The organism is Streptomyces sp. NBC_01439 (assembly GCF_036227605.1).
Classification (GTDB): Bacteria; Actinomycetota; Actinomycetes; order Streptomycetales; family Streptomycetaceae; genus Streptomyces.
Window position 1 is genome coordinate 6,006,050 of record NZ_CP109487.1, and the last position, 24,145, is coordinate 6,030,194.

Here is a 24,145-nt window from a genome sequence, read left to right on the forward strand (position 1 = left end):
GATTTATCGTGCACCATATGTCTGCGCGCGCCACACCTGATGCCTCATCAGGTGTGGCTCCGGCCGACCGGTGACGAGTGGACGAGCAGGGGAGTGGACGGAACCGCATGACGATGCAGCCTCCGACGCATGTGCAGATGCCGATGCCCGGTTTCGAGGAGTACGAGCCCGCGGGCGACTGTGCGTGCCGGGGCTGCGCCCAGCGCCGCCGCGCCCTCGCCCGCGCGCGGGCCGTACCGCTCCGGGACGGGGGGCACCCGGCCGCACGCGGCGCCCGCCGGGCGCTGGTACTGGCCACCGCCGCGGGAGTGGTCCTGGGCGGCGGCAGTACGACCGCGGTGGCCGCGGCCACCCCGACGCCGACGCCGACGCCGACCCCGGGGCCGGCGGTCCTGGACGACCCGAGCTCGCCGCAGGGCGCCCGGACCCCGCTGCACGGCCCCAAGGGCGGGCCGGTGGGGAAGCCCGGCGCCCCGGCCAAGCCCGGCGCGGTGCGGCGGATCGACCGAGCGACGATCATCAACCGGGCGAAGCTTTGGCTGGACGCGGAAGTCCCGTACAGCATGTCCGAGTACTGGACGGACGGGTACCGACAGGACTGCTCGGGCTACGTCTCCATGGTCTGGAACCTCGGGTCGAACGAATGGACCGGCAGCCTCGACAAGTTCGCCACCAAGATCGAAAAGGATGAGCTGCTGCCGGGGGACATGCTCCTCTTCCACAACCCGGCGGACCCCAACAACGGCTCGCACGTGGTCATCTTCGGCGGCTGGGTCGACTCGACGCACACGCACTACGTCGCCTACGAGCAGACGCGCCCCAACACGCGGAAGCTGGCCACGCCCTACGGGTACTGGAGCAACGCGACGAAGTACGTCCCGTACCGCTTCAACGGCGTGCCGGCCGGGATCATGCCGGAGGTCCCGGCCGCCCCGACCCCACCGGGCGCCCAGCCGCCGCCGGCGGGCTCCAAGCCGGGGGACGTGACGGTCTTCCCGGGCGCGGACAAGTTCGGCCCCGGCGCCACGAACGACCACGTGGCCCAGCTCGGCCGGATGCTGATCGAGCGCGGCGCGTACCGCTTCTACCCCAAGGGGGTGGCCGACCGGGTGTGGAGCGACCACGACAAGCTCGCCACCGCCGCCTTCCAGCGCGCCCAGGGTTGGACGGGTGCGGACGCCGACGGGATTCCGGGGGCGCACACCTGGAAGCTGCTGGTCGAGAAGCAGGGCAAGAACATCCCGCCGACGGTGGGTGCCGCGCCGGGGCCGGGCGGCGTACGGGCCTACCCGGGCGCCTTGGTGTTCCGCCCCGGCCAGTCGAACGAGGCCATCAGGGCCCTCGGCCGCCAGCTGGTGAAGAAGGGCTTCGGCAAGTACTACACATCCGGTCCGGACCTGCGCTGGAGCGAGGCCGACCGCCGCAACGTCGAGGCCTTCCAGCGCGCGCAGGGCTGGACCGGCGCCTCGGCCAACGGCTACCCGGGCCCGGAAACCTGGCGCCGGCTGTTCGCATGACGGAGGTAACGATGTTCCCCACGCGCACCACCTCGACGACGGGCACCCTCCGAGTGCCGCCGCTTGGCGCCCCGGTGGCGGTCCGCGCGGCGGATCCCGCCCCCGTGCCGGAGCCCGCACCCGCCCCCGCGCCCGTTTCCGTGCCCGCCCCCGAGCCCGCCGCCCCGGTGGCAGCTCGCCCGGTGTGGGCCGCGGACCCGACGCCCGTGCCCGAGCCGACGCCCGTGCCCGCCCGCGGCCTTGAGTCCGCCGTCCCGGTGGCAGCCCGCCCGGTGTGGGCCGCGGAGCCGACGCCCGTGCCGGAACCGGTGCGCGCGACCGTCGCCGTCGCCGTCGCGGCGCCGCGCGACGCCGCCCCGCAGGGCCCGCCGCCCGCCCCGACGGGCGGCCCCGCCGCGTCGGAGCCCGCCGGCGCCGCCGAGACCTCGTTCGGCTGGGCCGCGGCGCGGGCCACCCGCCCGGCGCCCGAGCTGCCGTACGGGTGGGAGGTGCCGGCGGCCCGGGCCCACCCGTACGACGAGGGGGGCCAGGGCGTCGCCGGCCTCGACATCCCGCACCCGCAGGACGCGGAGGTCCCCGTCGGGCCGGCCACCCTGCGCCTGCGGACCGCCGAGGCCGGCATGGACACCGAGTTCACGGCCGAGGCCGAGGCCGAGGCCGAAGCCGCGCCCGAAGCCAAGGCTGCGCCCGCGCCCGCAACCGAAACCGAGCCCGAGGCCACGCCCGAACCAGTGGCCGAGTTCGAGCCGGAGCCCGGGCCGGAGTTCGCGTTCGAGTTCGAGCCGGAGCCCGGGCCGAAGGCCGGGGCGGAGCCCGAATCCGAGCCCGAGTCCCTCGCCGCTCCCGAACCCGTGGACGCGGCGCCACCGCCGCACTCCGGCATCCCCGGACCCGGACCGGTCGAGATCGTCGCCCAGGCGGTGGCCCGCGGCCTGGGCGAGGCCGGGGCGGCCCCGGAGCTCCCGCGCTCCGGAGCCCACCGGGGTACCTCGGTCACCGAGGTGCCGGTACACCTCCCGTTCCAGAGCACGCAGCAGCAGCCAGCCGTACACGTACCCGCGCCGCAGGCCACCGCACCCGCGCCGCAGGCACCCCGCCCCGCCCCCGGCCGCCGGGTCCCCCGCGGTGACGACCGGCTCCGGGAGCACAGGGGCCCGGTGCTGCCCGGCTGGGTCGGCGTGATCGTCGGCGGGACGGCCCTCGCCGGTTGCGCGGCCGTGCTCTGGCGGGCCGGGGTCGTCCCCGCCGCCTTCGTCGCCGCCTTCGGCGCGGCCCCCCGCGCCTACCACGGCCTGCGCGCCACCCACTGGCCGCCGCTCGCCTTCCTCGGGATCGTCGCCCTCGTGTCGCTCGGCGGACTCGGTCGGGCCCGCGCCGGCCACGCCTGGGTGCTCACCCTCTTCGGCCGCTACCGCGGCACGGTCCGGCGTACCGGCCTGACCTGGGTGAGCCCCCTGCTGCTGCGCCGCCGGGTCGACGTGCGCCTGCGCCACTGGCGCAGCGACCCGATGCCCGCCGTGGACGCCGGCGGCCTCGCCCTCCAGGTCGTCGTCCAGGTCGTCTGGCAGGTCAAGGACACCGCACGCGCCACCCTCGCCGTCGAGGACCACACGGAGTACCTCGCCGAGCAGGTCGAATCGGCCATGGCCCGCGTGCTGTCGCAGCTGCCCGCAGACGCCTTCCACGAGGACGCCCCGACCCTGCGCGACGCCGAGGCCGTCGGTGACGCGCTGACCCGGATGCTCGCGGCCGAGACCGAGGCGGTCGGGATCGAGGTGTTCTCGGCCCAGCCGACACGGATCGAGTACGCGGCCGAGGTGGCCGAGGCCATGCGCCGCCGCCGGGTCGCGGCGATCGACGCCAAACACCGGGACACCGTACTGAGCTCGGTCGTGGACGCCGTCGACGACACCGTCCACCGGCTGACCTCGCGCGGGCTGGTCGAGCTCGACGACTACGAGCGCAAGGCGCTGGTGAAGGACCTCACGGTCGCCTTCTACACGGGACGCTCCGAGTAGGGAGCGGACGTCCAGCGGTACGGGAACGGGTGGCCGGAAGGTAGCGGACCACCCGTTTTCCCATTGGTCTGGACATGGCCAACTCTCGTCAATAATCTGGGACTTGGTCTAGACCTAACCCCCACCTGCGCGCGCTCTCATCGAACTCCCCCCACGTTCAAGGAGCATCATGCGTCCCATCCGCATGCCCAGAATGCCCAAACGGGCCGGCATCGCCGCGCTCGGCCTCGGCCTCGTCGCCGGAATCACCCTCGTCGGCGCCCCCGCCGCCAGTAGCCACGGCTACACCGACACCCCGATCAGCCGCCAGAAGCTCTGCGCCAACCGCACCGTTACCAACTGCGGTGCGATCCAGTGGGAGCCGCAGAGCGTCGAGGGCTTCAAGGGGTTCCCGGCCGCCGGTCCCGCCGACGGCAAGATATGTTCCGGCGGACTCTCCCAGTTCTCCGAGCTCGACGACCCGCGCGGCGGCGCCTGGCCCACCACCAAGGTGACCAGCGGGCAGAGCTACTCTTTCCGGTGGCAGTTCACCGCCAACCACTCCACCACCGACATCAAGTACTACGTCACCAAGAACGGCTGGACCGGCACCAAGGCCCTCACCCGCGCCGACCTCGAACCCCAGCCCTTCCTCGCGGTCGCCTACAACGGCGCCCGCCCCGCCATGACCACCGTCCACCAGGGAGTCTTGCCGAGCGGCAAGACGGGCCGGCACCTGATCCTGGCCGTCTGGACCGTCAACGACACCCCGATGGCCTTCTACGCCTGCTCCGACGTTCAATTCTGACGCTACGTCAGCTACCCTCCGGCGGCATGCGGACGACGCCTGCACCCGAAACCGTCGCGGAGCTCATAGCGCGCCAATGGGGCGACCACCGGCCCGGGCTGAAGCACGAGAACGGTGTCCTCACCCACCACCGGACCGCCCAGGAGGCCGCCGCGCGCGCCGCGCTCCTCGTCGACCTCATGCCCGCGGAGGCCGAGCCGCACCTCGGGGTCCTGCTCGACAACACCCCCGAGTTCCCGTTCTGGCTCGGCGCGGCGGCCCTCGCCGGGGCCGCCGTCGCCGGGATCAACCCCACCAGGCGCGGCCCCGAGCTCGCCCGCGACATCCTGCACACCGACTGCCGGATCCTGATCACCGAGCGCGCCCACCTGCCGCTGCTGCGCGGCCTCGACCTGCCCGGCGTACGCGTCCTGGTCACCGGCACGGAGGAGTACGAGGCCCTGCTCGCCCCGTATGCCGCCGCCAAGCCCGGCGAAGCCGCGCTGCGCGCCCCCGCCCCCGACTCCCGCCTCCTCCTCTACTTCACCTCCGGCTCCACCGGCGCCCCCAAGGCCGCCATCTGCAGCCAGGGCCGGCTCGCGGCCGCCGGAGCGGCGCTGGCCCGCCAGTTCACCGTCACCCCGGACGACGTCCACTACATCTGCATGCCGCTCTTCCACGGCAACGCCGTCATCGCCGACTGGCTGCCGGCGCTCGTCGGCGGGGCCCCGGTGGCGCTGCGCCGCCGCTTCTCGGCCTCCGCGTTCCTGGACGACGTACGGGCGTACGGGGCCACGTACTTCACCTACGTCGGGCGGGCGGTCCAGTACCTCCTGGCCACCGAACCCCGCCCCGACGACCGCGCCCACACCCTGCGCCTCGGCTTCGGCACCGAAGCCGGGGCGGTGGACGCGGCCCGCTTCGCCGAACGGTTCGGGGTCCGGCTGGTGGAGGGCTACGGAGCCACCGAGGGCGGCGCCTCCGTCCAACGCACCCCGGACACCCCGCCGGGCGCCCTGGGTCGGGCGGGCGCGGGCGACGACCTGGCGGTGATCGACCCGGAGACGGGCGTCGAATGCCCGCCCGCGGTCCTCGACCCGGACGGCCGCCTCCTGGGCGGTTCGGCGGCGATCGGCGAACTGGTCAACCGCGGCCGCAGCCTGTTCGAGGGCTACTGGCGCAACCCGGACGCGGAGGCCGACCGCACCCGCGACGGCTGGTACTGGACGGGCGACCTCTTCTTCCGCGACGGAGCGGGCTTCCTCTACTTCGCGGGCCGCACCGACGACCGGCTCCGCGTCGACAGCGAGAACCTCGCCGCGGCGGTGATCGAGAACATCCTGGCCCGCTGGACGGACGCGGCGGCGGTCGCCGTCTACGCCGTCCCCGACGAGGTGGCGGGGGACCAGGTCATGGCGGCCCTCGCCCTCCGGGAGGGCGCGGCCTTCGACCCGTCCGCCTTCGAGACCTTCCTCTCCAGCCAGCCGGACCTCGGCACGAAGATGGCCCCGCGCTACGTCCGCATCGTCGAGGCCATGCCGACCACGGCGACGAACAAGATCCACCGCGTCTCCCTCCGCCGCGAGGGCTTCCAATGCGAAGACCCCGTCTGGCACCGCTCCCCGGCCGGGAGCTACCGCCGCCTGGACGCGGCCGCCCTGACCGCACTCATGGCGGAGTACGAGTCGCACGGCCGGTCCGACCTACTGACCCACTGACCGGGAAATCCAGCCCCGCCGGCGTGTGAGGCGCGGGGTCGGGCGGCGCCCCGGGGTGGGGCTGGGCATACCCCGCTGACGCCCGCTGGGGCCATGTTCACCCCGCCGGGTCCGCGGCTAGCGTTCCCGCATGGACGATCACCCGCGTACCCCCTGGCCCGCCCTGGCCCGCGGCCGGTACCTCCGTTCCGCCTGGCCCTGGCGGGCCGCCGGGTACCTCGCCGGGGGCGCCCTCGCCGGGATCCCCCTGCTCCTCGTCCTCGTCCTCCTCACCGCGGCCGGCGCCGCGCTCAGCCCCTTCCTCGTCGGCCTGCCGCTGCTCGCCCTGCTCGGGCTCGTCGGCGTACCGACCGGCGCCGTCGAGCGCCGCCGGCTGGGCCTCGTCGACCGCGGCCCCGCCGGCACCCCCCACCGCACGCCGGCCGAACCCGGCCTCCTCGCCTGGGCCAGGCTGCGCTACCGCGAGCAGGCCACCTGGCGCGAGCTCGCCTACGCCGTCCTGCACGGCCTCCTCCTCTGGTGGGTCGACCTCGCCGCCGTCGCGGCCCTGCTCGGCCTGCCGCTGTTCCTGGTCACCACCCCGCTCCAGCTGGCCCTCGCCGCTGACGGCGAGGTCAAGGTGGTCAAGCTGTGGCTGATCACCTCCTACCCGCCCGCCTTCGCGATCGCCGCCGCCGGGGCCGTGCTGCTCCCCGCCCTCCTCCTTCCGCTCGGCGCCCTCGCCGGGGCCCGCGCCGCCCTCACCCGCGCCCTGCTCGCGCCCCGCGAGCGCGAGCTCCAGGGCCTGCTCGCCGAGGTCACCCGCTCCCGGGCCCGGCTCGTCGACGCCTTCGAGGCCGAGCGCCGCCGGATCGAGCGCGACCTCCACGACGGCGCCCAGCAGCGGCTCGTCGCCCTCGCCATGACCCTCGGCCTGGCCCGCCTCGACGCACCCCCGGGCCCGCTCGCCGACCGGCTACGGGCCGCCCACGACGAGGCCGGCAAGGTCCTCGCAGAACTGCGCGAGCTGATCCACGGCATCCATCCGCAGGTCCTCACCGACTACGGCCTCACCGGGGCCCTCGCCGACGTCGCCGAGCGTTCCGCCGTCCCCGTGGACGCCGATCTGAGCACCGGCCTGCCGCGCCTCCCGGAGTCCGTCGAGGCCGCCGCCTACTTCGGGGTCTGCGAGGCCCTCGCCAACATCGGCAAGCACAGCGGCGCGGCCCGCGCCGCCGTCACCGCCCGGCACACCGGCGCCGCGCTGCTCATAGACGTCACCGACGACGGCCGCGGCGGCGCGGATGCGGCCGCCGGGTCCGGGCTCACCGGATTGGCCGACCGGATCGCGGTCCTCGATGGCACACTGACGATCACCAGCCCGCCCGGCGGCCCCACCGTTCTGAGCCTGGAGATCCCTTGTCCGGTGAGCCCTTGAAGATCGTCCTCGCCGAGGACGGGGTCCTGCTGCGCGAAGGGCTCGTCGGCCTGCTGACGCGTTTCGGCCACCGGGTGGCGGCGGCCGTCGGGGACGCGGACGAGCTCCGTCGCGCCGTGGCCGTCCACGACCCGGACGTCGTCGTGACCGACGTACGGATGCCCCCGGGCCTGGCCGACGACGGACTGCGCGCCGCCGTGGAGCTCCGGGCCGCGCGCCCGACCCTGCCGGTGCTGGTGCTCAGCCAGTACGTGCAGCGCTCGTACGCCGCCGACCTGCTGGATTCCGGGGACGGCGGCGGCGTCGGCTACCTGCTGAAGGACCGGGTCGGGCAGGTGGAGCAGTTCCTCGACGCGGTGGTGACGGTGGCCGCCGGCGGCACGGTGGTGGACCCGGAGGTCGTGCGCCAGCTCCTGCGCCGGCGGCGCGACCCGCTGGCCGCGCTGACCCCGCGGGAACGGGAGGTCCTGGGCCTGGTGGCGGAGGGGAAGTCGAACGGCGCCGTGGCCCGGGAGCTGGTGGTGTCCGAGGCGGCCGTCGGCAAGCACATCGGGAACATCCTGGGAAAGCTCGACCTGCCGCCCGCGGAGGACACCCACCGCCGGGTCCTGGCGGTCCTCGCCTACCTCCGCGGCTAATGGTTTTGAGCACCCCTGAGGACCAGGTAGTATTTTCTCTGTCAGCAGGCGCCGCTAGCTCAGTTGGTTAGAGCAGCTGACTCTTAATCAGCGGGTCCGGGGTTCGAGTCCCTGGCGGCGCACCTGTCCTTCGGGCGGTTTCCGGTTTCACCGGGAACCGCCCGAAGTGTTTTCCGAGCCTTCTGGGCCTAGTGTCGCCCCGCTGTCGCCCCAGTCGCCGTTCCTAGAGCGTGAGCGACAGCAGCAGAGGTGCGGCCTTCCGGTTCAAGGTGTCCGCCGCGGCGCGCAGCCGGTGTGCGTGCTCGACCGGCATCGACAGGGCCAGACAGCCCACCGAGGCGCCGGCCGTGATCGGGACCGCCGCACAGACCGTACCCACGGCGTATTCCTGCAGGTCCAGCATGGGCACGGTGGCCGGCTGGGCGTCCAGCTTGGAGAACAGGATCCGCTCGTTCACGATCGTCTTCGACGTGAGCCGGGCGATCTTGTGGCGGGACAGGTGGTCGCGCCGCCCGTTCAGGTCGAGCTGCGTCAGCAGACACTTGCCGACCGCACTGGCGTGCGCTGCGGAGCGGAAGTCGACCCACTCGTGCACCTTCGGCGTGCGGGGACTGTCCGCGAACTGCGTGATCCTGACCTCGCCGTCCACGTACCGGCTGATGTAGACGGCCGCGCCGACCGAGTCGCGCAGTCGGTCCAGGGTCTCCTGGAGCTTGTCGGTGAGCGCTTGCTGCCGGTCGATGCCGGAGCCGAGCAGGACGAGGGAATCCCCTATGGCGTAAGCGCCGTCGGACACCTGCAGGACGTATCCCTCGCGGCGCAGCATCAGCAGCATAGGAGCGAGATGGGCTGCGGGCAGGCCGGTCTCACGCGCGATCTGCACGTCCGTCACACCACCGGTGTGACGTGCGATCGTTTCGAGTACGCGTAGTGCGTACTGCACCGAGTGGAACGGCGCGGTCGGCTCGGGCTTCAGCGCCACGGTTTCCCCCCTAGCAGGTTGTTACCGCTTGCCCTACCACGATAGCCATCAAGAGGCCCATGTGGAGCGCCGGTTGGGGAGATTGCTGGCTCAATTATGTCTGTCTGCCTGGACCTACTCCATTGGCATATGCCAGTGGCATGACCATCAGTCGGCCCCCCGCGGGAATGCCCGGCGACCGCCCATGGTTCGAGTTCTTCGTACGGTGTCGTACTGATGCCGCACGCCCAGGAGAGCGAAACGGGAGCGACGATGAGTGACGCAGGGGACGACGTACGGGCCCACGTGAGGGCGGGCGCGGCGGAGAACCGGAACGCGAGCGGGATCCGCGCCACCGCGCACGGCCGGGCGACCGTACCGCTCTCCGTCCTGGACCTCGTCACCGTCGGCGCGGGCAGCACCGCCCACGCCTCCCTCCGTACGAGCGTCGAGATCGCCCGCCTCGCCGAATCCCGCGGCTACCACCGCCACTGGGTCGCCGAACACCACTCCATGCCCGGCGTCGCCAGCTCCTCGCCCGCCGTGATCCTGGCCCACCTCGCCGCGCACACCTCCCGCATCCGGCTCGGTTCCGGCGGGGTCATGCTGCCCAACCACGCCCCGCTCGCCGTCGCCGAGCAGTTCGGCACCCTGGAGGCGCTCGCCCCGGGCCGGATCGACCTCGGACTCGGCCGCGCCCCGGGCACCGACGGCCGCACCGCCCTCGCACTGCGCGGACCGGGCCGCCTCGACGAGGCCGCCGACGAGTTCCCGCGGCAGCTCGCGGAGCTCACCCGCTTCCTCGACGACGACTTCCCCGACGGGCACCCGTACGCCCGCGTGCACGCCGTACCCGGCCCGGTCCAGGGCCCCGCCGGCCGGCCGCCGCTGTGGCTGCTCGGCTCCTCCGGCTTCAGCGCCCGCCTCGCCGGCGAGCTCGGCCTGCCCTTCGCCTACGCCCACCACTTCTCGGCGGCCGGCACCCTGCCCGCGCTCGACCTCTACCGCCAGAGCTTCCGCCCCTCGGCCGTCCTCGACGCGCCCTACGCCGTCATCGGGGTCTCCGCGCTCGCCGCCGACACCGACGCGGCGGCCCGCGCCCAGGTGCTCACGGGCGCGCTGTCGATGCTGCGCCTGCGCACCGGACGGCCCGGCCTGATCCCGACGCCCGAAGAGGCGGCGGCGTACGCGTTCTCCCCGCTGGAGCGGGAGTTCGTCGACAGCTGGCTCGCGAACGTCGTCCACGGCACCCCCGACGAGGTCCGCACCGGGCTCGACGACCTGGCCAAGCGAACGGGTGCGGACGAGCTGATGCTGACCACCAACGCCCACAGCGGGGCCGCCCGGTTGCGCTCGTACGAGCTCGTCGCAGACGTGTACGGGATGCCGGTGGAGGTACCCGCCGCCGATTGACCCCGCGCGAACGGCGTTTGGCTGGTTTGTTGCCGAAACCTTGCACGGAGCTGCCTGAAGGCAGCCTTAAACCGCTCGTCACCCGGGGTGGCGGGCGGTTTCTGTTGTGCGCTCAGGTCTCTGACTTGGGGAAATAGCGCGTGAGTGGTCTAGTCCTTCTTTGGTCCGAACCATTGACGTGGGGGTGGAGTGATCGCTATCACTTCTCTCACCCGAACCGCTTGAACTCCCCTCCCACCCCCACGGAGACAGCTCATGCACATCCGTAAACCCCTCATCGCGGCCGCCGCCACGGCCGCGCTGGCCGCCGGAGCGCTGGCCTCCTTCGCGGGACTCGGCACCGCCCAGGCCGCCGGCGCCCCGGCCGGCGCCGCGGCAGCGGCGGGCGGCGTCCGCATCGCCTACTACGACCAGTGGAGCGTGTACGGCAACGCCTTCTACCCCAAGCACCTCGACACCCGGGGCATAGCGGGCAAGCTGGACGTCATCAACTACTCGTTCGGCAACATCCACCCCACCAACCTCACCTGTTTCGAGGCGAACAAGGCGGCGGGCGACGACAACAACCCCAACGCCGGTGACGGCGCGGGCGACTCCTACGCCGACTACCAGAAGTCCTTCAGCGCCGCGGACAGCGTCAGCGGGGTCGCCGACAAGTGGGACCAGCCGATCGTAGGCGTCTTCAACCAGTTCAAGCAGCTGAAGGCCAAGTACCCCCAGCTGAAGATCAACATCTCGCTGGGCGGCTGGACCTACTCCAAGTACTTCAGCGACGCGGCCAAGACCGACGCCTCCCGCAAGAAGCTGGTCTCCTCCTGCATCGACCAGTACATCAAGGGCAACCTCCCGGTCGAGGGCGGCTACGGCGGCCAGGGCGTCGCGGCCGGCATCTTCGACGGCATCGACATCGACTGGGAGTACCCGGGCTCCTCCGGCGGCCACCTCGGCAACCACTACGCCCCCGAGGACAAGCAGAACTTCACGCTCCTGCTCAAGGAGTTCCGCGAGCAGCTCGACGCCTACGGCCAGGCCAACGGCGGCAAGAAGTTCCTGCTGACCGCCGCCCTCCCGGCCGGCCAGGACAAGATCAAGTACATCGAGACGGACAAGATCGGTTCGTACCTCGACTACGCGAACATCATGACGTACGACATGCACGGAGCCTGGGACGGCGACGGCCCGACCTACCACCAGTCCCCGCTCTACTCCGGGGCGAACGACCCGACCGACCCGATCGCGCCGGGCACCCAGAAGTACAGCGTCGACAACGCGATCGACTCCTGGATCGACGGCAACCCGGCCTACGGCATCACCGGCGGCTTTCCCGCCAACAAGCTGACGCTGGGCTACGAGTTCTACTACCGCGGCTGGAAGGGCGTCCCCGCCGGGGCGAACAACGGCCTCGCCCAGTCCGCGACCGGCGCCTCGGGCGCCCGCCCCACCAGCCAGCAGGCCGGCATCGCCAACTACAAGGAGCTCGGCGGCCTCGTCGACAACCCGGCGACCACCTTCTGGGACGACCAGGCCAAGGCCTCGTACTTCTACAAGGACGGCGAGTTCTTCACCGGCCTGAACCAGAAGTCCATCCAGGCCCGGGTCGACTACGGCAAGCAGCGCGGCCTGGCCGGCGCGATGATGTACTCCCTGCTCGGCCTGGACAACAACACCACCCTGCTGAACCAGATCTCGGACGCCCTCGGCGGCACCACCGTCCCGCCGACCACCCCGCCGACGACGCCTCCGACCACTCCGCCCACGACCCCGCCGACCACGCCCCCGACCACCCCGCCGACGGGCTGCGGCTCGACGCCGGCGTACGTCGCGGGCACGGTCTACACGGCCGGCAACGAGGTCGCGCACAACGGCCGCAAGTACAAGGCCCAGTGGTGGACGCAGAACGAGACCCCGGGCACCACGGGTGAGTGGGGCGTCTGGAAGGACCTCGGCGCCTGCTGATCTCCCCCCACCCCGCGCCGAGCGACACCTCCGCCCTGCCCCTCACCGGGGTGGGGCGGCGGTGTGTCACGTGACTCCTCCCCCTCCTGAAGGAGGGGGCTTCTCGCTAGGCCGGGTTGGCGTCGCGACGGACCAGCCCGGCCCGTAGAACGTTCAAGGCGCCCACCGTGTCTGCGTGCGCGTGGTGGCCGCAGGCGACGCAGTGGAACCTCTGCTGGGTGGGCCGGTTCTCTGCTCCGACGTGCCCGCATTGGGGACAGGTCCGGGAGGTGTTGCGGGGGTCCACAGCGATCAGCTCTCGTCCGGCGCTTTCAGCCTTGGCGTGCAGGATCTTCAGGAACACCCCCCATCCGGCATCCGAGACTGAGCGGTTGAGTCCGGCCTTCGTGGCGGCCCCGTTGGGCAAAAAGCTGCCGGGATGGTCAGGGTCGGGTTTCGCTTTGGGCGCCCTGACCATGTTGCGGATCTTGAGGTCTTCGTGCGCAATGAAGTCGTGTTGGCGGACCAGGTCCAGGGCGGTTTTGTGGGCGTGGTCGAGGCGCTGGCGGCGGACCTTGCGGTGCAGGTCGGCAACCTTGCGGACGGTCTTCTTGCGCCGGTTGCTTCGGCGCTCGCACCGGGCAAGGGCCTGCTGTGCGGCTCCGAGCTTCGCGGCAACCTTCCGCCCGTGGCGCGGGTTCTCGACAAACCCGCCGCTGGAGTCGGCGAGGAAGTGGGTCAAACCCATGTCAATTCCAGCCGTGCTGCCCGTTTTGGGCTTCGGCTCGGGCTGTGCCTGCTCGGCGGTCAGGATCACATACCAGCGTTTTCCCTCGCGCTTGACGGTGATGGTCTTGACCTTGCCGGTCAATGGCCGGTGCTGGTTGACCTTGACGTGCCCCACACCCTGGAAGCGGACGCGGGTGACCGGGTCGTGCGGGGTGGAGTCCCATCGGCAGCCGTCGCCGTCCTCGGGGAACTCCACCGTGTCGAACCGGTTCATCCCGCGAAAGCGCGGGTAGCCAGGCGTGTCACCGGACTTGACGCGGCGGAAGAACGCGGCGAACGCCTTGGCGAGACGGCGCAGTGTCGCCTGCTGAGAGGAGAACGACCAGCGGCCCTGACACTCCGGGTCGAACGCCCGGATCTCCTTGAGCTGCGCGGACTGCATCCCGTACTGGACACTCGTCTTCGACACATGCCGCCAGGCGTCCCGGCGTTCCTGCAACGCGCCGTTGTAGAGCGAGCAGTGATCGCGCAGCATCTCGCCCAGCGCGACCTGCTGCCCGGCAGTGGGCCGCATGAGGAACTTGTACGCACGGATCACCTGGCCCACCCCCTTTCGGTGCTGTGATTCAACCTAGCGATACCCACGCAGGACCAGGGACGGTTACCGGATTTTGCGCACCGCTGCGTATCCAACTCGTTACGCTCGGAGATAGGCTGTACTTCCTGATCGGAGTGACCGTCCCATGGCTCAGGTCCGTGAAATCGATCCCAGTGCCTCGCCGCTGGACTACTACAGCTACGAGCTGCGCCGACTGAGAGAAGAGGCCGGCCTCAAGCAGGCGCAGCTGGGCGCGATCATCTTCTGTACGGGCTCCCTGATCGGCATGATCGAGAACGGCAAGCGGGTCCCGACGCGGGACTTCTCGGAACGGGTGGACGCGGCCCTGGGCACGGACGGGCACTTCTCCCGCCTGGTGGGGCTGGTCCTGCGGAGCGTGTTGCCGACGTGGTTCCAGCCGTTCGCAGAGATGGAGGCTCGGGCCTCGTACATCTCCACGTATCAGGCGCAGTTGGTGTACGGGCTGTTGCAGACGCCTGACTACGCGCGCGCTGTGCTGGCCAGCGGACTGCCGGAGGAGTTGGACGACATGCTGGCCGCACGACTGGACCGTCAGCGAATCCTGGACCGGGAGCACCCGCCCATGGTGTGGGTGGTGCTCGACGAGGCTGCGTTGTACCGACCGATCGGCGGCCTGGACGTCATGCGGGACCAGCTGGCCCACCTACTGCGCTTTCGAGAGAAGCGCTGGGTAAGGATCCAGGTGCTGCCCTTCGCGGCAGGTGAACACGCCAGCCTGATCGGCTCGTTCACTGCCATGAGGTTCGACGATGACCCAGACATGGTCTACTCGGAGGACCTCATCTCCGGACACATGACGGCCAACCCTGACACGGTCAAAGAAGCCTCGCTTCGTTACGCTCACGTGCAGGCCGCTGCTCTCTCCGTTGAGGCTTCGGCGGCACTGATTGTCCGCGTAATGGAGGAACGTTATGGGCATCAACCAGAACCTGACCAACGCGCGGTGGCGTAAGTCGAGCTACAGCGGGAACACCGGCGGCGAATGCGTCGAGTGCGCCCCGCTCGGCTCCGCCGCCTGGCGCAAGGCCTCGTACAGCGGAAACACCGGCGGCGACTGCGTCGAGGTGGCCGCCCAGCCCTGCAAGGTGGCGGTCCGGGACTCCAAGAACCCCGGCGGCCCCGCCTTCACCGTCACCCCGGAGGCGTTCACGGCGTTCGTCCGGAGTCTCTGAGGCGATCTCCCGGCAGCCCTGGGATGCGGGGCGGTCGGGAGTGGTCGACGCTGGAAGGGCGGGCCTGTGGCCCCATTGTGGAGTTCTCCGGCCAGGGCTCGCTCTTCCTCCCCCTCGCGTGAGGAGTCGACCCATGCGCGACGACTTCCGTTTGGCCATCAGGGCCGCCCCGACGTACAGCCGGGGTGAACCGGTGTCACTCATCTTCGAGCTGGAGAACCTGGGCGACAGGGACTACCGGCTACTTGTGTGGAACACCCCCCTCGAAGGTGAAGTCTTCAACTTCCTTGAGGTGCGGCACGAAAGCCAGGCCGTTCCCTACGACGGACGGCTGGTCAGCCGTACTGACCCCGGTCCGGACTCCTACCGCACCCTCCGCATCGGCGAGACCATCGTCGAGGAGCTCGACGTCACCGAGTCGTTCGCGCTGGACGAGCCCGGTACGTACGAGGTCACCCTGCTGGTGCGCTTCGCCGATGTCATCCCCGTCGTGGGGCCGGACGCCATCACCTCACGCCCCCGGCACGAGCACCAGGGACTCACCCTCGATCCGGTCAGCACGTGCTTCGACCTCCTGCCGGACGGCACCGCACGGGCCACGTCCGGCGAGCGGGCGCGCAGGGAGGGGCCGAGGGACGACGCCCGGCGGGTCGTGATCGCCCCGGACACGGAGCGGCCGTCGGCGCTGCTGCGGGACATCGTGCTTCCCCCGGGGTTCGCCGAGGTGTTCGCCGCGCACGACAACGCGTGCGCCTGGCTGGACGCGTCCATCGCCGAGCTGGACAGCTGGAGCGGCCGGACGGACAACAGCCTCTACCGGGAATGGTTCGGGGTGGACAGCGTCTCCCGCTACAAGACCGTGCGGGACCGCATGGCCGGGACGCGCGCCTGGATGAACAGGGAGATCACCTACGACCTGAGCCCTCCGAGCTGCGGAGCCAACACCACCAACTACACCCACCTCGGATCGGACACCGTCTACGTCTGTCCGGCCTTCTACACGCTCCCGGCGACCGGAACCGATTCCCGGTTCGGGGCCGTCGCGCACGAGTGGAGCCACGCGGCCACGAACGTCGACACCGACGACATCGTCTACGGCCTTCCGGCCTCGCGCGCCCTCGCGATCAGCAACCCGGACAAGGCGGCGAAGAACGCCGACAACTACAGCTCCTTCGTCGAAACGCTCAGCCTCCGCATGCTGACCGCGCCCGTCTTCTGGCCCAACGGCAAGGTGTACGTGTTCGCCGGCGGCCAGTACTACCGGATCGACCCCGCCAGCCGGCGGGTCGACCCCGGCTACCCGCTGCCCATCAACCCGAACTGGCCCGGACTGTGGGGCGACCGGATCGACGCCGGTGTGGTGTGGCCCAACGGCAAGGCGTACTTCTTCCGCGACAGCCAGTACATGCGCTACGACATCGCGACCGACAAGGTGGACGCGGGCTACCCGCTGCCCATCGGCCAGTTCTGGCCCGGTCTGTGGGGCGACCGGATCGACGCGGCGATCGTCTGGAACAACGGCAAGGCCTACTTCTTCCGTGACAACCAGTACATGCGCTACGACATTGCCGCCGACAAGGTGGACCCCGGCTACCCCAAGCCGATCGCCGGCAACTGGCCCGGCCTGTGGGGCGACGGCATCCAGGGCGCCGTGATGTGGAACGACGGCAAGGCGTACCTGATGCGCGGCTGGCAGTACGTCGGCTACGACGTCGCCGCGGACCGGGTCGCCCCGGCCTACCCGCGGGCGATCGGCGAGAACTGGCCCGGACTCTGGAGCGGCGGAGGCCTCGACGCGGCCATCATGTACAACAACGGCAACGCCTACTTCATGCGCGGCACCCACTACAGGGGCTACGACATCGCGGAAGACCGGGTCGTCGACCCCACCTACGAACTGACCATCGCCGGGAACTGGCCGGGCCTGTGGGACACCGTCGACTCGGGCATCCCGTGGCCCAACGGGAAGGTCTACTTCTTCCGCGGCAGGCAGTACGTGCGCTGGGACATCGCGACCAACCGGGTGGACCCCGGCTACCCGCGGCCGATCGCCGGGAACTGGCCCGGCCTGTGGAGCGACCGGATCGATGCCGCCGTCCTGTGGCCCACCAACGGCAAGGCGTACTTCTTCCGCGGCAACCAGTACATGCGGTACGACATCGCCACCGACAAGGTGGACCCCGGATACCCACTGCCGATCAGCCCGTACTGGCCCGGTCTGTGGAGCGACGGGGTCGACGCCGGGATCGTGTGGGACAACGGGAAGGCGTACTTCTTCAAGGGCTCGCAGTACGTGCGGTACGACATCGCCGCCGACCGGGTCGACGACGGCTACCCGCTGCCCATCGGCTCCAACTGGCCGGGCCTGCCCGGCCGCACGGCGTAGGCCACCGGAAGCGCTGGCCCGCAGGTCGAGAACGGCGAAGCGGAACGGCTAGCCGGGGTGCTCCGCGCCCGGTCTGGTGCCGATCATCTCGGCGATCCGCTCCGGTCCCACGGCCCGCGAGTAGAGCCAGCCCTGGCCCGTGTCGCAGCCCACGCGCCGCAGCCGCGCCGCCTGTCCGGCGGTCTCCACGCATTCCGCGGTCACCGTCAGGCCGAGCCGGTGCGCGAGCTGGACCAGGGCTTCGACGATCGTCTCGTCGGCCGGGTTCGGGTGCGAGCCCTCCTCGTAGCGGAATCCGCGCACGAACGAACCGTCCAGTTTCAGAACGGACACGGGAAGTCTGCTGAGGTAGGCGAGGTTCGAATAGCCGGTGCCGAAATCGTCGATCGCGATCCGCACGCCCATGTCGCTGAGCGCCTGCAGGGCTTGCAGGGGGCGCCCGGCCGAGCCCATCACCGCCGACTCGGTGAGCTCCAGTTGGAGCAGCTGCGGGGCGAGGCCCGTTTCGGCCAGGATCTCCGCGACGTCGCCCACGAGGTCCGAGTCCCAGACCTGCCGGACGGCGACGTTGACGGACACGAAGACCGGGGCGTCGCTGGGCTGTTCGATCTGCCAGCGGCGGGCCTGCCGGCAGGCGGTCCGCAGGACCCACTGTCCCAACTGGACGATGGAACCGTCCTCTTCGGCGATCCCGATGAACCGATTCGGCGTGAGCGTGCCGAACTGCGGGTGGTTCCAGCGCACCAGGGCCTCGACCCCGCGCACCGCGCCGCTCTCCAGGTCCACCAGCGGCTGATACTCCAGCTCGAACTCCCCCCGGTCCACGGCCCGTCGGAGCGTGGAGGAGAGCGCCTGGCGGGTCATGCGGTGCGCGTTGCGCTCCGGGTCGAACAGCGTCCAACGGGCCTTGCCGTCCGCCTTGGCCCAGTACAGGGTCGTGTCGGCGGCCTGCATCAGGCCGGTCGCCGAGGTGCCGGCCGCCGCCCGCTCCACGACCCCGATGGAGGCGGAGACGGACAGCCGCTGCCCGGCCAGGTCGAAGGGTTCCTGTACGGCGGTCAGCACGCTCCGCGCCAGGTCCGCGAGCTGTTCGGTGCCGGTGGAGTCCTCGACCAGCAGGGCGAACTCGTCGCCGCCGAGGCGTGCGACCAGGTGCCCGCCGGTGCGTCCGTAACCCGACTGGTCGGCGCACTGGGTGAGCCGGGCGGCGACGGCGGTGAGCAGCCGGTCGCCGACCCGGTGGCCGAGGGTGTCGTTCACGGCCTTGAACCCGTCGAGGTCCAGGTAGCACAGTCCGATCCGGCCCGTGCCGCCGCCGTGTTCGTACGAGGCGGCCTCCAGGGCGGCGGAGAGCCGCTCGAAGAACAGCGCGCGGTTCGGCAGGCGCGTGACCGGATCGTGCATCTGGAGGTGGCGCAGGCGGGCCTGGAGGTCGCGGCGGTCGCTGATGTCGGCCACCGACAGCAGGACGTCCCCGGTGTCGGGGACGGGCCCGAGGGTGACCTCGGTCCAGAGCGAGTGCCCGTCGGGATGCTTGAGGCGGCGGGTGCAGCGCAGTCGGGCTTGGCGGCCGCGGAGCACCTCCTGGTACGCGGCCCACGTGCGGGCCTCGGCGGCCAGGTCGACCAGGTCGGCGGCGGGCCGGTGGACGAGCGTGTGCGGTTCGCTGCCGAGCAGCCCGGCGAAGGCCTGGTTGGCGGCGACCACGTAGCCCTCGCGGTCGACGACGGCCATGGCGAGGTGGGCCGCGTTGAAGGCGGCCCGGTAGTCGCGCAGGTCGGAGTCGGCGGCGCGGTACGGCGGGGCCGGCGCGGCCTGGACGGCCTGGGCGGCCGATGTCGACGGCACTGCCGGCACTGTCGGGTGACGCTCCGTAATGGCCGATCGGATGCTGTCGGCCGCCGAACCGGTTCCTTCTGAGGTTCCGCTCACCGTTGGCTCCCGCAGTGTTCGTGAGTGTCCGCGCAGGAAAGTGTGCCGATCATAGAGGCTGCGGGGAGGCCCTATCCAGCGGCGCCACGGGTTGAGACGGTTCGGTTCGGTGTGATGACGGATCGGTGACGGAAGACCGGGCGATCGTTTCTGCGCGGCTCTGAGCATGCCGAGGCCCCTGCTGATCTCAGGTGATCGGTCGTGACTTTCTGTAGGTGGGGGCGTGAAGTTCGAGGGTCACCGACTTGCCGTACGGCTCACTCGTGTGGGGCAGCGGAACAGGGCATTAGTAAGACAATCGCCTCAAGGTGGATGAACAGGCACGAATCCACCACCGGAGGTCGATGTGGCGCGACAGCAGACACCCGGGGGAGTGGAACGCTCCCGCATCCGAAGTACCGCCGCGGCGCTCACCTCCCTGACGGCGCTCGCCGCCATGTCGCTCGTCGCCGGTCCCGCGGTGGCCGACTCGGGAGCCGGACCCTGCGCGCTGACCCGCACCTCGGCGCACCACTCCCTCGGCCTGGACACCTGGAACGGCGCCTACCCCAAACCCGAGCGCACCCTCAACGCCGTCATGGTCTTCCTCTCCTTCCCCGACCACCGCAGCGCCCTGACCACCGAGCAGATCGTCGGCGACTACTTCCCCGCCACCAGCGACTTCTTCCAGCAGGCCTCGTACGGGCGGTTCCGGCTGGTCCCGCACCCGCAGAAGCAGTGGATCCAGATGCCCAAGCCGTCCACCGCGTACGGGATAAAGCGGGACTGGGCCCCCGGGGACCGGGCCTCCTACCTGCGGGACGCGGTCGCCACCGCCGACGCCCAGGTGGACTTCCGCAAGTACGACGTCGTTTACTTCGTCGCCGACCCGGACGCGCCCGGCGTGGACTCCGACGCCACGAAGGTCGTCAACTTCGAGCACCCGATCGTCGCGGACGGCACGGAACTGCGGCGGATCGTCACCGTCTTCGAGCGCCACCCGCCGGACCGGAACGTGCTCGCCCACGAGACCGGGCACGTCTTCGACCTGCCCGACCTCTACCACCGACCCACGGACGGCAAGGGCGACTGGGACACCTACGTCGGGGACTGGGACGTCATGGGCAGCCAGTTCGGCATGGCCCCCGACCTCTTCGCCTGGCACAAGTGGAAGCTGGGCTGGCTGGACGCCTCCCAGGTGGACTGCGTGCAGACGGGATCCTCGCTGCACACCCTGCAGCCGCTGGCCCAGGCCCCGCTGAGCGGCGGAACGGGCGGCACGCGGCTCGCGGTGATCCGCACGGGCCCCGGCAGCGCGATCGCCGTCGAGGCGCGGGGCTCCGCCGGCAACGACGGGGACACGTGCACGGAGGGCGTCCTGGTCTACCGGGTGCGCAACGAGGCGTCGTCGGGCGGCGGCCCGATCGAGGTGCTGGACGCGCACCCGTCGACGGAGGCGTGCTGGGACCGCTCGGTGTACCCGCCGCTGGCGGACGCACCGCTGGAGGTCGGCGAGACGTACACCGTGCCGGGCGAGCGGATCACCATCGAGGTCGCGGACCGCACCCGGTCCGGCGCGTACACCGTGAAGATCACGACGTGACGGCCGGGCGCGCCGCGGGACACCCCGCGGCGCGCCCCGCCGGACGGCCCCGCCGGACAACGAAGAAGGCCCCCACTTGCGTGGGGGCCTTCTTCCGTCTGTGCGCCGCCAGGGACTCGAACCCCGGACCCGCTGATTAAGAGTCAGCTGCTCTAACCAACTGAGCTAGCGGCGCTTGTCTGACGTGGAAGACATTAGCAGGAGGATCGGCGGAACGAAAAATCGATATCCCCAGGTCCGGTCGGTGCGGGGGTGCGGGCCGCCCGTACGAAGGCCCAGAGCAGGGCCTCGGGCCCGGGAAGCCAGGGCTCGCGCGCGTCGGGGGCCACGAGCCACCGGGACGGCCCGGGCGTGGCGGCCAGCGGCGGCACGGTGACCGCGTCGCCCCGGCCGTGGCACAGCGGCGCCGGGGCGGTGCGGGAGCCTCCCCACTCCTCCCACGCCAAGAGGGCCGGCAGCCGGTGCGCGGTGCCGGGCGCGGCGAAGAGCAGCATCCGGCCGCGGTGCACGGCGACCGGCCCGGAGCCGGGGCCCTCGGCCCAGAGCAGGTCGAGGATGCGGCGCCCGAGGACCAGCGGGACGTTGACGACGTCGAAGGGATCGCCGCAGGGCAGCGTGGCGGGCAGCCCGGGACGGGCCTCCCACACCGCGAGGGTGCGCCGGGGATGGGCGGCTCCGGAGGTGAGCCAGGCGGCGCCCTGGGGGGTGACGTGGGTGGCGGGCGCGGTGCGGGTGCGCTCGTTGCGCGCATGGAGGGCGGTGCAGCCGGGAGCCGTCGTCAGCGTCGTCATATGCCACTGTCTACCCGCCGTAGCGGACTAGTATCCGCGAGTTACGAAAAACCGGGACGGCGGGGCCGCCGGCGGAGTATGGTGCGCCCCTCGAACCGCCGCAGGTGCCGGACGCCCGGCCCCCGCGGCGATCGGTCGAGGGGTTACGGCATGCCCGTGCCGCGCTGGAGGGTCTCGCCGAATTCGATCATCTTGCGGGCGTAGTCCTCGGTCCACTCCGCCTGTTCGGCGATCAGGGCCGGTGAGAGCCGGTCGAACCGGCGGGGATCCGCCAGCTGGGCCGCCGCCAGGGCCTGGAACTCCACCGCCCGCTCCTGCGCGGCCCGGAAGGCCAGCGTCAGCTCGGTCGCGCGGGTCAGAAGCTCCCGAGGGTCCTCGATCGACTCGAGGTCGAAGAAGTGCTCAGGGTCCGCCACGGCCTCCGAGGGCTCGAAGAGCAGAGGCGCCGGCCGCAGCCGCCGCTCGGTCCGCTCGGGCTCTGCCATGCGTGTCCTCCTGCTGCGCGTACGACGTGATTCCGGGCCACCGTCCATTGTCCAACGCCGCGCAAGACCCCTGCGCGACGGGCTAGAACACCCGTATGGCCGATGAGGTGCACGAGCAGGTGGAAAGGCCCAGTGACGGGGGAGTCGCACGGGCGATCGGGACGCGCCCCCTCCGGCCCACGTCGCGCTGACCGGCCGTCAGTCGCACGCCTCCGCGCCCGGGCGGCCGGCACCGCCCCCGTGCCGCCCGCCCCGGTGGCGGAGGCGGGCGGCGCCCTCGGCTACGGCGTACGGCTGCGCACGCACGCCGCGTACGACCATCCGGTGGGGACCCTGCTCACGCCGTGACGGCCTCGGCGGCGCGCCCCGCCGCCAGCTCGGCCACGTCGTCCAGGACCCCGGCGAGCTCGCCCGCGAGCGTCTCCGGGGCCCGGAAGCCCTCGGGGCCGAGCAGCTTGGGGATGCCCGGGATCGCGACGGAGCGCTCGGCGGGCAGCATGCCGAGACGGGTGAGGACCGGCAGCAGCATCTCGGCGGCCGGGGCGCCGCCGGTGGGGCCGGCGCTGTAGCTGACGATGCCGACCGGCTTGCCCTTCCACTCGTTGTAGAGGAAGTCGATGGCGTTCTTGAAGGGGGCGGTGAAGCCGCCGTTGTACATCGGCAGGACGAAGAGGAAGGCGTCGGCCGAGTCGACCAGGGCGCTCCAGTCGCGGGTGTGCTGGTGCGCGTAGTTGCCGGTGGAGGCGTACTCCGGCTCGTCGAGGAAGGGCAGGGCGATCTCGGCGAGGTCGACGGAGGTGACGTCGAAGCCGCCGCGCCCGCGGGCCTGCTCGGTCACCCAGCGGGCGAGCGGGCGGCCGGCGGAGGTGGGGCGGGTGGCGGCGGAGATGACGTGCAGGCGGGTCATGGCGAGGACTTCCGGTCGGCGTGATCATTGATGTGTCGGTTGATCAAACCCAGAATCTGAATGACATGTCAACCAGGTAAGTGATGTGTCACCGACCTGGTTAGAGTGGCGGGCATGACCCCCGCACCGCAGCCCGGGCCCCGCTGGCTCACCGAGTCCGAACAGGACGCCTGGTACGCGTGGCGGCGGATGTTCCCGCTGGTCAACGCGGAGATCGCACGCGACCTCAGCCAGGACAGCGGGCTCTCCGAAGCCGACTACGACGTCCTGTCGGTGCTCGGCTCCACGGACGGCCACCGGATGCGCATCAGCGCGCTGGCCGAGCTGATGCGCTGGTCCCGCAGCCGGCTGTCCCACCAGCTCACCCGCATGGAGCAGCGCGGCGCCGTCCGCCGCGAGGAGGTGGCCGCCGACGGCCGGGGCGCGGAGGTCGTCCTCACCGACGCCGGCGTCACCGCGATCACGGACGCGGCCCCGCTCCACGTGGAGTCCGTCCGCCACCACCTGATCGACGTCCTGACCCCGGAACAGCTGCGCACCCTGGCCGAGGTCGGCGAAACCCTCCACGCGCACCTGGGTGCCCGCCGCGAGCCCTGACCCGGTGGCCGCGTAGGCCTCAGCCGGTCCAGCCGGAGATCCGCACGTGCGTGACGTCCCCGTCCTCGTAGTCGAGCTCGATGTTCACCGCGTCCGCGAGTCGGTGGCCGGCTTCGTCCTTGACGGGCGCGTGACCCGGCAGCGGCGGGCTCGCGCACGCGTCGCTGTCCAGGCAGCCCATGGAAAACGTCGCCTCGGGATAGGAGGTCCGCAGCCATGCCTCCGTCTCCTTCCGGGGCGCGCGGAAGTCCAGGTCGTACGAGATGCTCATCCACTGGCCCGTCGTGCACCGCCGGTCGTGCGTCCCCGCGGGCAGCTCGGCAGCGCGGACGAACGCGGCCGCCTTGTCGCACGGCGCGCCCAGGACGCCGACGAAGGCAGCCGACACCTGATACGCGTACCAGCCTCCGAAGGCCAGTACGGCTGTCGTGGCGGTGATCGCGAGCCACACCGTGATGCGCTTGCGTCGTACGGATATCACTTGAAAACCCCCTGGTCACATTCACTTGAACATGTTCAAGGATGTGCGCGGAGGGGTCTT

At 71.5% G+C, this 24,145-nt stretch carries 19 protein-coding genes, 2 tRNA genes and 1 pseudogene; 14 read left to right on the forward strand and 8 right to left on the reverse strand.

Annotated elements, in window-relative coordinates; translation table 11 throughout:
* Positions 1-137 precede the first annotated feature (137 nt).
* From OG207_RS27155 to OG207_RS27185, 7 genes are all read left to right on the forward strand, one after another.
* Entirely contained in the window at positions 138-1,517 is a 1,380-nt protein-coding gene (locus tag OG207_RS27155) for a peptidoglycan-binding protein (RefSeq protein ID WP_329107921.1), read from the forward strand.
* Entirely contained in the window at positions 1,514-3,535 is a 2,022-nt protein-coding gene (locus OG207_RS27160; protein ID WP_329101692.1) for an SPFH domain-containing protein, read from the forward strand. The genes OG207_RS27155 and OG207_RS27160 overlap by 4 nt, the downstream gene beginning before the upstream one ends.
* 193 nt (positions 3,536-3,728) lie before the next feature.
* Entirely contained in the window at positions 3,729-4,322 is a 594-nt protein-coding gene (locus OG207_RS27165; protein WP_329107923.1) for a lytic polysaccharide monooxygenase auxiliary activity family 9 protein, read from the forward strand.
* A 26-nt stretch (positions 4,323-4,348) separates the two neighbouring features.
* On the forward strand, positions 4,349-6,019 hold the full coding sequence (locus tag OG207_RS27170; RefSeq protein ID WP_329101694.1) for an AMP-binding protein: 1,671 nt from the start codon (positions 4,349-4,351) through the stop codon (positions 6,017-6,019).
* A gap of 130 nt (positions 6,020-6,149) precedes the next feature.
* Positions 6,150-7,436, forward strand: a complete 1,287-nt coding sequence (locus tag OG207_RS27175; RefSeq protein ID WP_329101696.1) for a sensor histidine kinase — start codon at positions 6,150-6,152, stop codon at positions 7,434-7,436.
* The gene (locus OG207_RS27180) at positions 7,418-8,074 is read left to right on the forward strand and encodes a response regulator transcription factor (RefSeq protein WP_329101698.1); all 657 of its coding nucleotides are present in this window, start codon (positions 7,418-7,420) and stop codon (positions 8,072-8,074) included. Before OG207_RS27175 ends, OG207_RS27180 begins: the two co-directional genes overlap by 19 nt.
* Positions 8,075-8,122: 48 nt before the next feature.
* Positions 8,123-8,196 (forward strand) — tRNA-Lys (locus OG207_RS27185).
* Between the two features lie 101 nt (positions 8,197-8,297).
* On the opposite strand, the gene OG207_RS27190 is transcribed toward OG207_RS27185, so the two are convergent.
* Positions 8,298-9,056 (reverse strand): IclR family transcriptional regulator, encoded by a 759-nt coding sequence (locus tag OG207_RS27190; protein ID WP_030012142.1) that lies wholly within the window; start codon positions 9,054-9,056, stop codon positions 8,298-8,300.
* 252 nt (positions 9,057-9,308) lie between these two features.
* On the opposite strand from OG207_RS27190, the gene OG207_RS27195 reads away from it, so the two are divergent.
* Positions 9,309-10,448 (forward strand): LLM class flavin-dependent oxidoreductase, encoded by a 1,140-nt coding sequence (locus OG207_RS27195; RefSeq protein ID WP_329101701.1) that lies wholly within the window; start codon positions 9,309-9,311, stop codon positions 10,446-10,448.
* A 255-nt stretch (positions 10,449-10,703) separates the two neighbouring features.
* Positions 10,704-12,404 (forward strand): glycosyl hydrolase family 18 protein, encoded by a 1,701-nt coding sequence (locus OG207_RS27200; RefSeq protein WP_329101703.1) that lies wholly within the window; start codon positions 10,704-10,706, stop codon positions 12,402-12,404.
* 106 nt (positions 12,405-12,510) lie between these two features.
* Here OG207_RS27200 and OG207_RS27205 read toward each other — a convergent pair whose 3' ends face one another.
* The gene (locus OG207_RS27205) at positions 12,511-13,710 is read right to left on the reverse strand and encodes an RNA-guided endonuclease InsQ/TnpB family protein (RefSeq protein WP_329101705.1); all 1,200 of its coding nucleotides are present in this window, start codon (positions 13,708-13,710) and stop codon (positions 12,511-12,513) included.
* A 145-nt stretch (positions 13,711-13,855) separates the two neighbouring features.
* On the opposite strand from OG207_RS27205, the gene OG207_RS27210 reads away from it, so the two are divergent.
* The 3 genes from OG207_RS27210 to OG207_RS27220 all read left to right on the forward strand — a co-directional run bounded on the left by OG207_RS27210 (position 13,856) and on the right by OG207_RS27220 (position 17,310).
* Positions 13,856-14,704: a helix-turn-helix domain-containing protein gene (locus OG207_RS27210; protein ID WP_329101707.1), complete on the forward strand. Its 849-nt coding sequence runs from the start codon at positions 13,856-13,858 to the stop codon at positions 14,702-14,704.
* Entirely contained in the window at positions 14,664-14,924 is a 261-nt protein-coding gene (locus OG207_RS27215; RefSeq protein WP_329101709.1) for a DUF397 domain-containing protein, read from the forward strand. The genes OG207_RS27210 and OG207_RS27215 overlap by 41 nt, the downstream gene beginning before the upstream one ends.
* A 133-nt stretch (positions 14,925-15,057) precedes the next feature.
* Positions 15,058-17,310 carry a hemopexin repeat-containing protein gene (locus OG207_RS27220; RefSeq protein WP_329101711.1) on the forward strand — a complete coding sequence of 751 codons (2,253 nt, stop codon included), beginning with the start codon at positions 15,058-15,060 and terminating at the stop codon, positions 17,308-17,310.
* A gap of 48 nt (positions 17,311-17,358) precedes the next feature.
* On the opposite strand, the gene OG207_RS27225 is transcribed toward OG207_RS27220, so the two are convergent.
* Positions 17,359-19,242: a putative bifunctional diguanylate cyclase/phosphodiesterase gene (locus OG207_RS27225; protein WP_443072741.1), complete on the reverse strand. Its 1,884-nt coding sequence runs from the start codon at positions 19,240-19,242 to the stop codon at positions 17,359-17,361.
* 346 nt (positions 19,243-19,588) lie between these two features.
* On the opposite strand from OG207_RS27225, the gene OG207_RS27230 reads away from it, so the two are divergent.
* Positions 19,589-20,824, forward strand: a complete 1,236-nt coding sequence (locus OG207_RS27230; protein WP_329101713.1) for a M6 family metalloprotease domain-containing protein — start codon at positions 19,589-19,591, stop codon at positions 20,822-20,824.
* A 101-nt stretch (positions 20,825-20,925) separates the two neighbouring features.
* On the opposite strand, the gene OG207_RS27235 is transcribed toward OG207_RS27230, so the two are convergent.
* The 4 genes and pseudogenes from OG207_RS27235 to OG207_RS27250 form a co-directional block, all read right to left on the reverse strand.
* Positions 20,926-20,999 (reverse strand) — tRNA-Lys (locus OG207_RS27235).
* Positions 20,961-21,615, reverse strand: a pseudogene (locus tag OG207_RS27240) (bifunctional DNA primase/polymerase). The gene OG207_RS27235 and the pseudogene OG207_RS27240 overlap by 39 nt, the downstream one beginning before the upstream one ends.
* A gap of 143 nt (positions 21,616-21,758) precedes the next feature.
* The gene (locus OG207_RS27245; RefSeq protein WP_329101715.1) at positions 21,759-22,100 is read right to left on the reverse strand and encodes a hypothetical protein; all 342 of its coding nucleotides are present in this window, start codon (positions 22,098-22,100) and stop codon (positions 21,759-21,761) included.
* Positions 22,101-22,437: 337 nt separating this feature from the next.
* Complete coding sequence (locus OG207_RS27250; protein WP_329101717.1) at positions 22,438-23,007, reverse strand: NADPH-dependent FMN reductase; 570 nt, start codon at positions 23,005-23,007, stop codon at positions 22,438-22,440.
* A gap of 114 nt (positions 23,008-23,121) precedes the next feature.
* Here OG207_RS27250 and OG207_RS27255 point away from each other — a divergent pair, with 114 nt between their 5' ends.
* Complete coding sequence (locus OG207_RS27255) at positions 23,122-23,604, forward strand: MarR family winged helix-turn-helix transcriptional regulator (RefSeq protein ID WP_329101719.1); 483 nt, start codon at positions 23,122-23,124, stop codon at positions 23,602-23,604.
* 19 nt (positions 23,605-23,623) lie between these two features.
* Here the strand turns inward: OG207_RS27255 and OG207_RS27260 are convergent, their stop codons facing one another.
* Complete coding sequence (locus OG207_RS27260; protein ID WP_329101721.1) at positions 23,624-24,085, reverse strand: hypothetical protein; 462 nt, start codon at positions 24,083-24,085, stop codon at positions 23,624-23,626.
* Positions 24,086-24,145 lie beyond the last annotated feature (60 nt).

Coding starts and splice junctions, on each gene's coding strand:
- OG207_RS27210 (WP_329101707.1), top strand. CDS start 13,856: ATGGCTCAGGTCCGTGAAATCGATCCCAGTGCCTCGCCGCTGGACTAC.
- OG207_RS27200 (WP_329101703.1), top strand. CDS start 10,704: ATGCACATCCGTAAACCCCTCATCGCGGCCGCCGCCACGGCCGCGCTG.
- OG207_RS27160 (WP_329101692.1), top strand. CDS start 1,514: ATGACGGAGGTAACGATGTTCCCCACGCGCACCACCTCGACGACGGGC.
- OG207_RS27170 (WP_329101694.1), top strand. CDS start 4,349: ATGCGGACGACGCCTGCACCCGAAACCGTCGCGGAGCTCATAGCGCGC.
- OG207_RS27155 (WP_329107921.1), top strand. CDS start 138: ATGCCGATGCCCGGTTTCGAGGAGTACGAGCCCGCGGGCGACTGTGCG.
- OG207_RS27175 (WP_329101696.1), top strand. CDS start 6,150: ATGGACGATCACCCGCGTACCCCCTGGCCCGCCCTGGCCCGCGGCCGG.
- OG207_RS27255 (WP_329101719.1), top strand. CDS start 23,122: ATGACCCCCGCACCGCAGCCCGGGCCCCGCTGGCTCACCGAGTCCGAA.
- OG207_RS27250 (WP_329101717.1), bottom strand. CDS start 23,007: ATGACCCGCCTGCACGTCATCTCCGCCGCCACCCGCCCCACCTCCGCC.
- OG207_RS27195 (WP_329101701.1), top strand. CDS start 9,309: ATGAGTGACGCAGGGGACGACGTACGGGCCCACGTGAGGGCGGGCGCG.
- OG207_RS27245 (WP_329101715.1), bottom strand. CDS start 22,100: ATGGCAGAGCCCGAGCGGACCGAGCGGCGGCTGCGGCCGGCGCCTCTG.
- OG207_RS27215 (WP_329101709.1), top strand. CDS start 14,664: ATGGGCATCAACCAGAACCTGACCAACGCGCGGTGGCGTAAGTCGAGC.
- OG207_RS27220 (WP_329101711.1), top strand. CDS start 15,058: ATGCGCGACGACTTCCGTTTGGCCATCAGGGCCGCCCCGACGTACAGC.
- OG207_RS27165 (WP_329107923.1), top strand. CDS start 3,729: ATGCCCAAACGGGCCGGCATCGCCGCGCTCGGCCTCGGCCTCGTCGCC.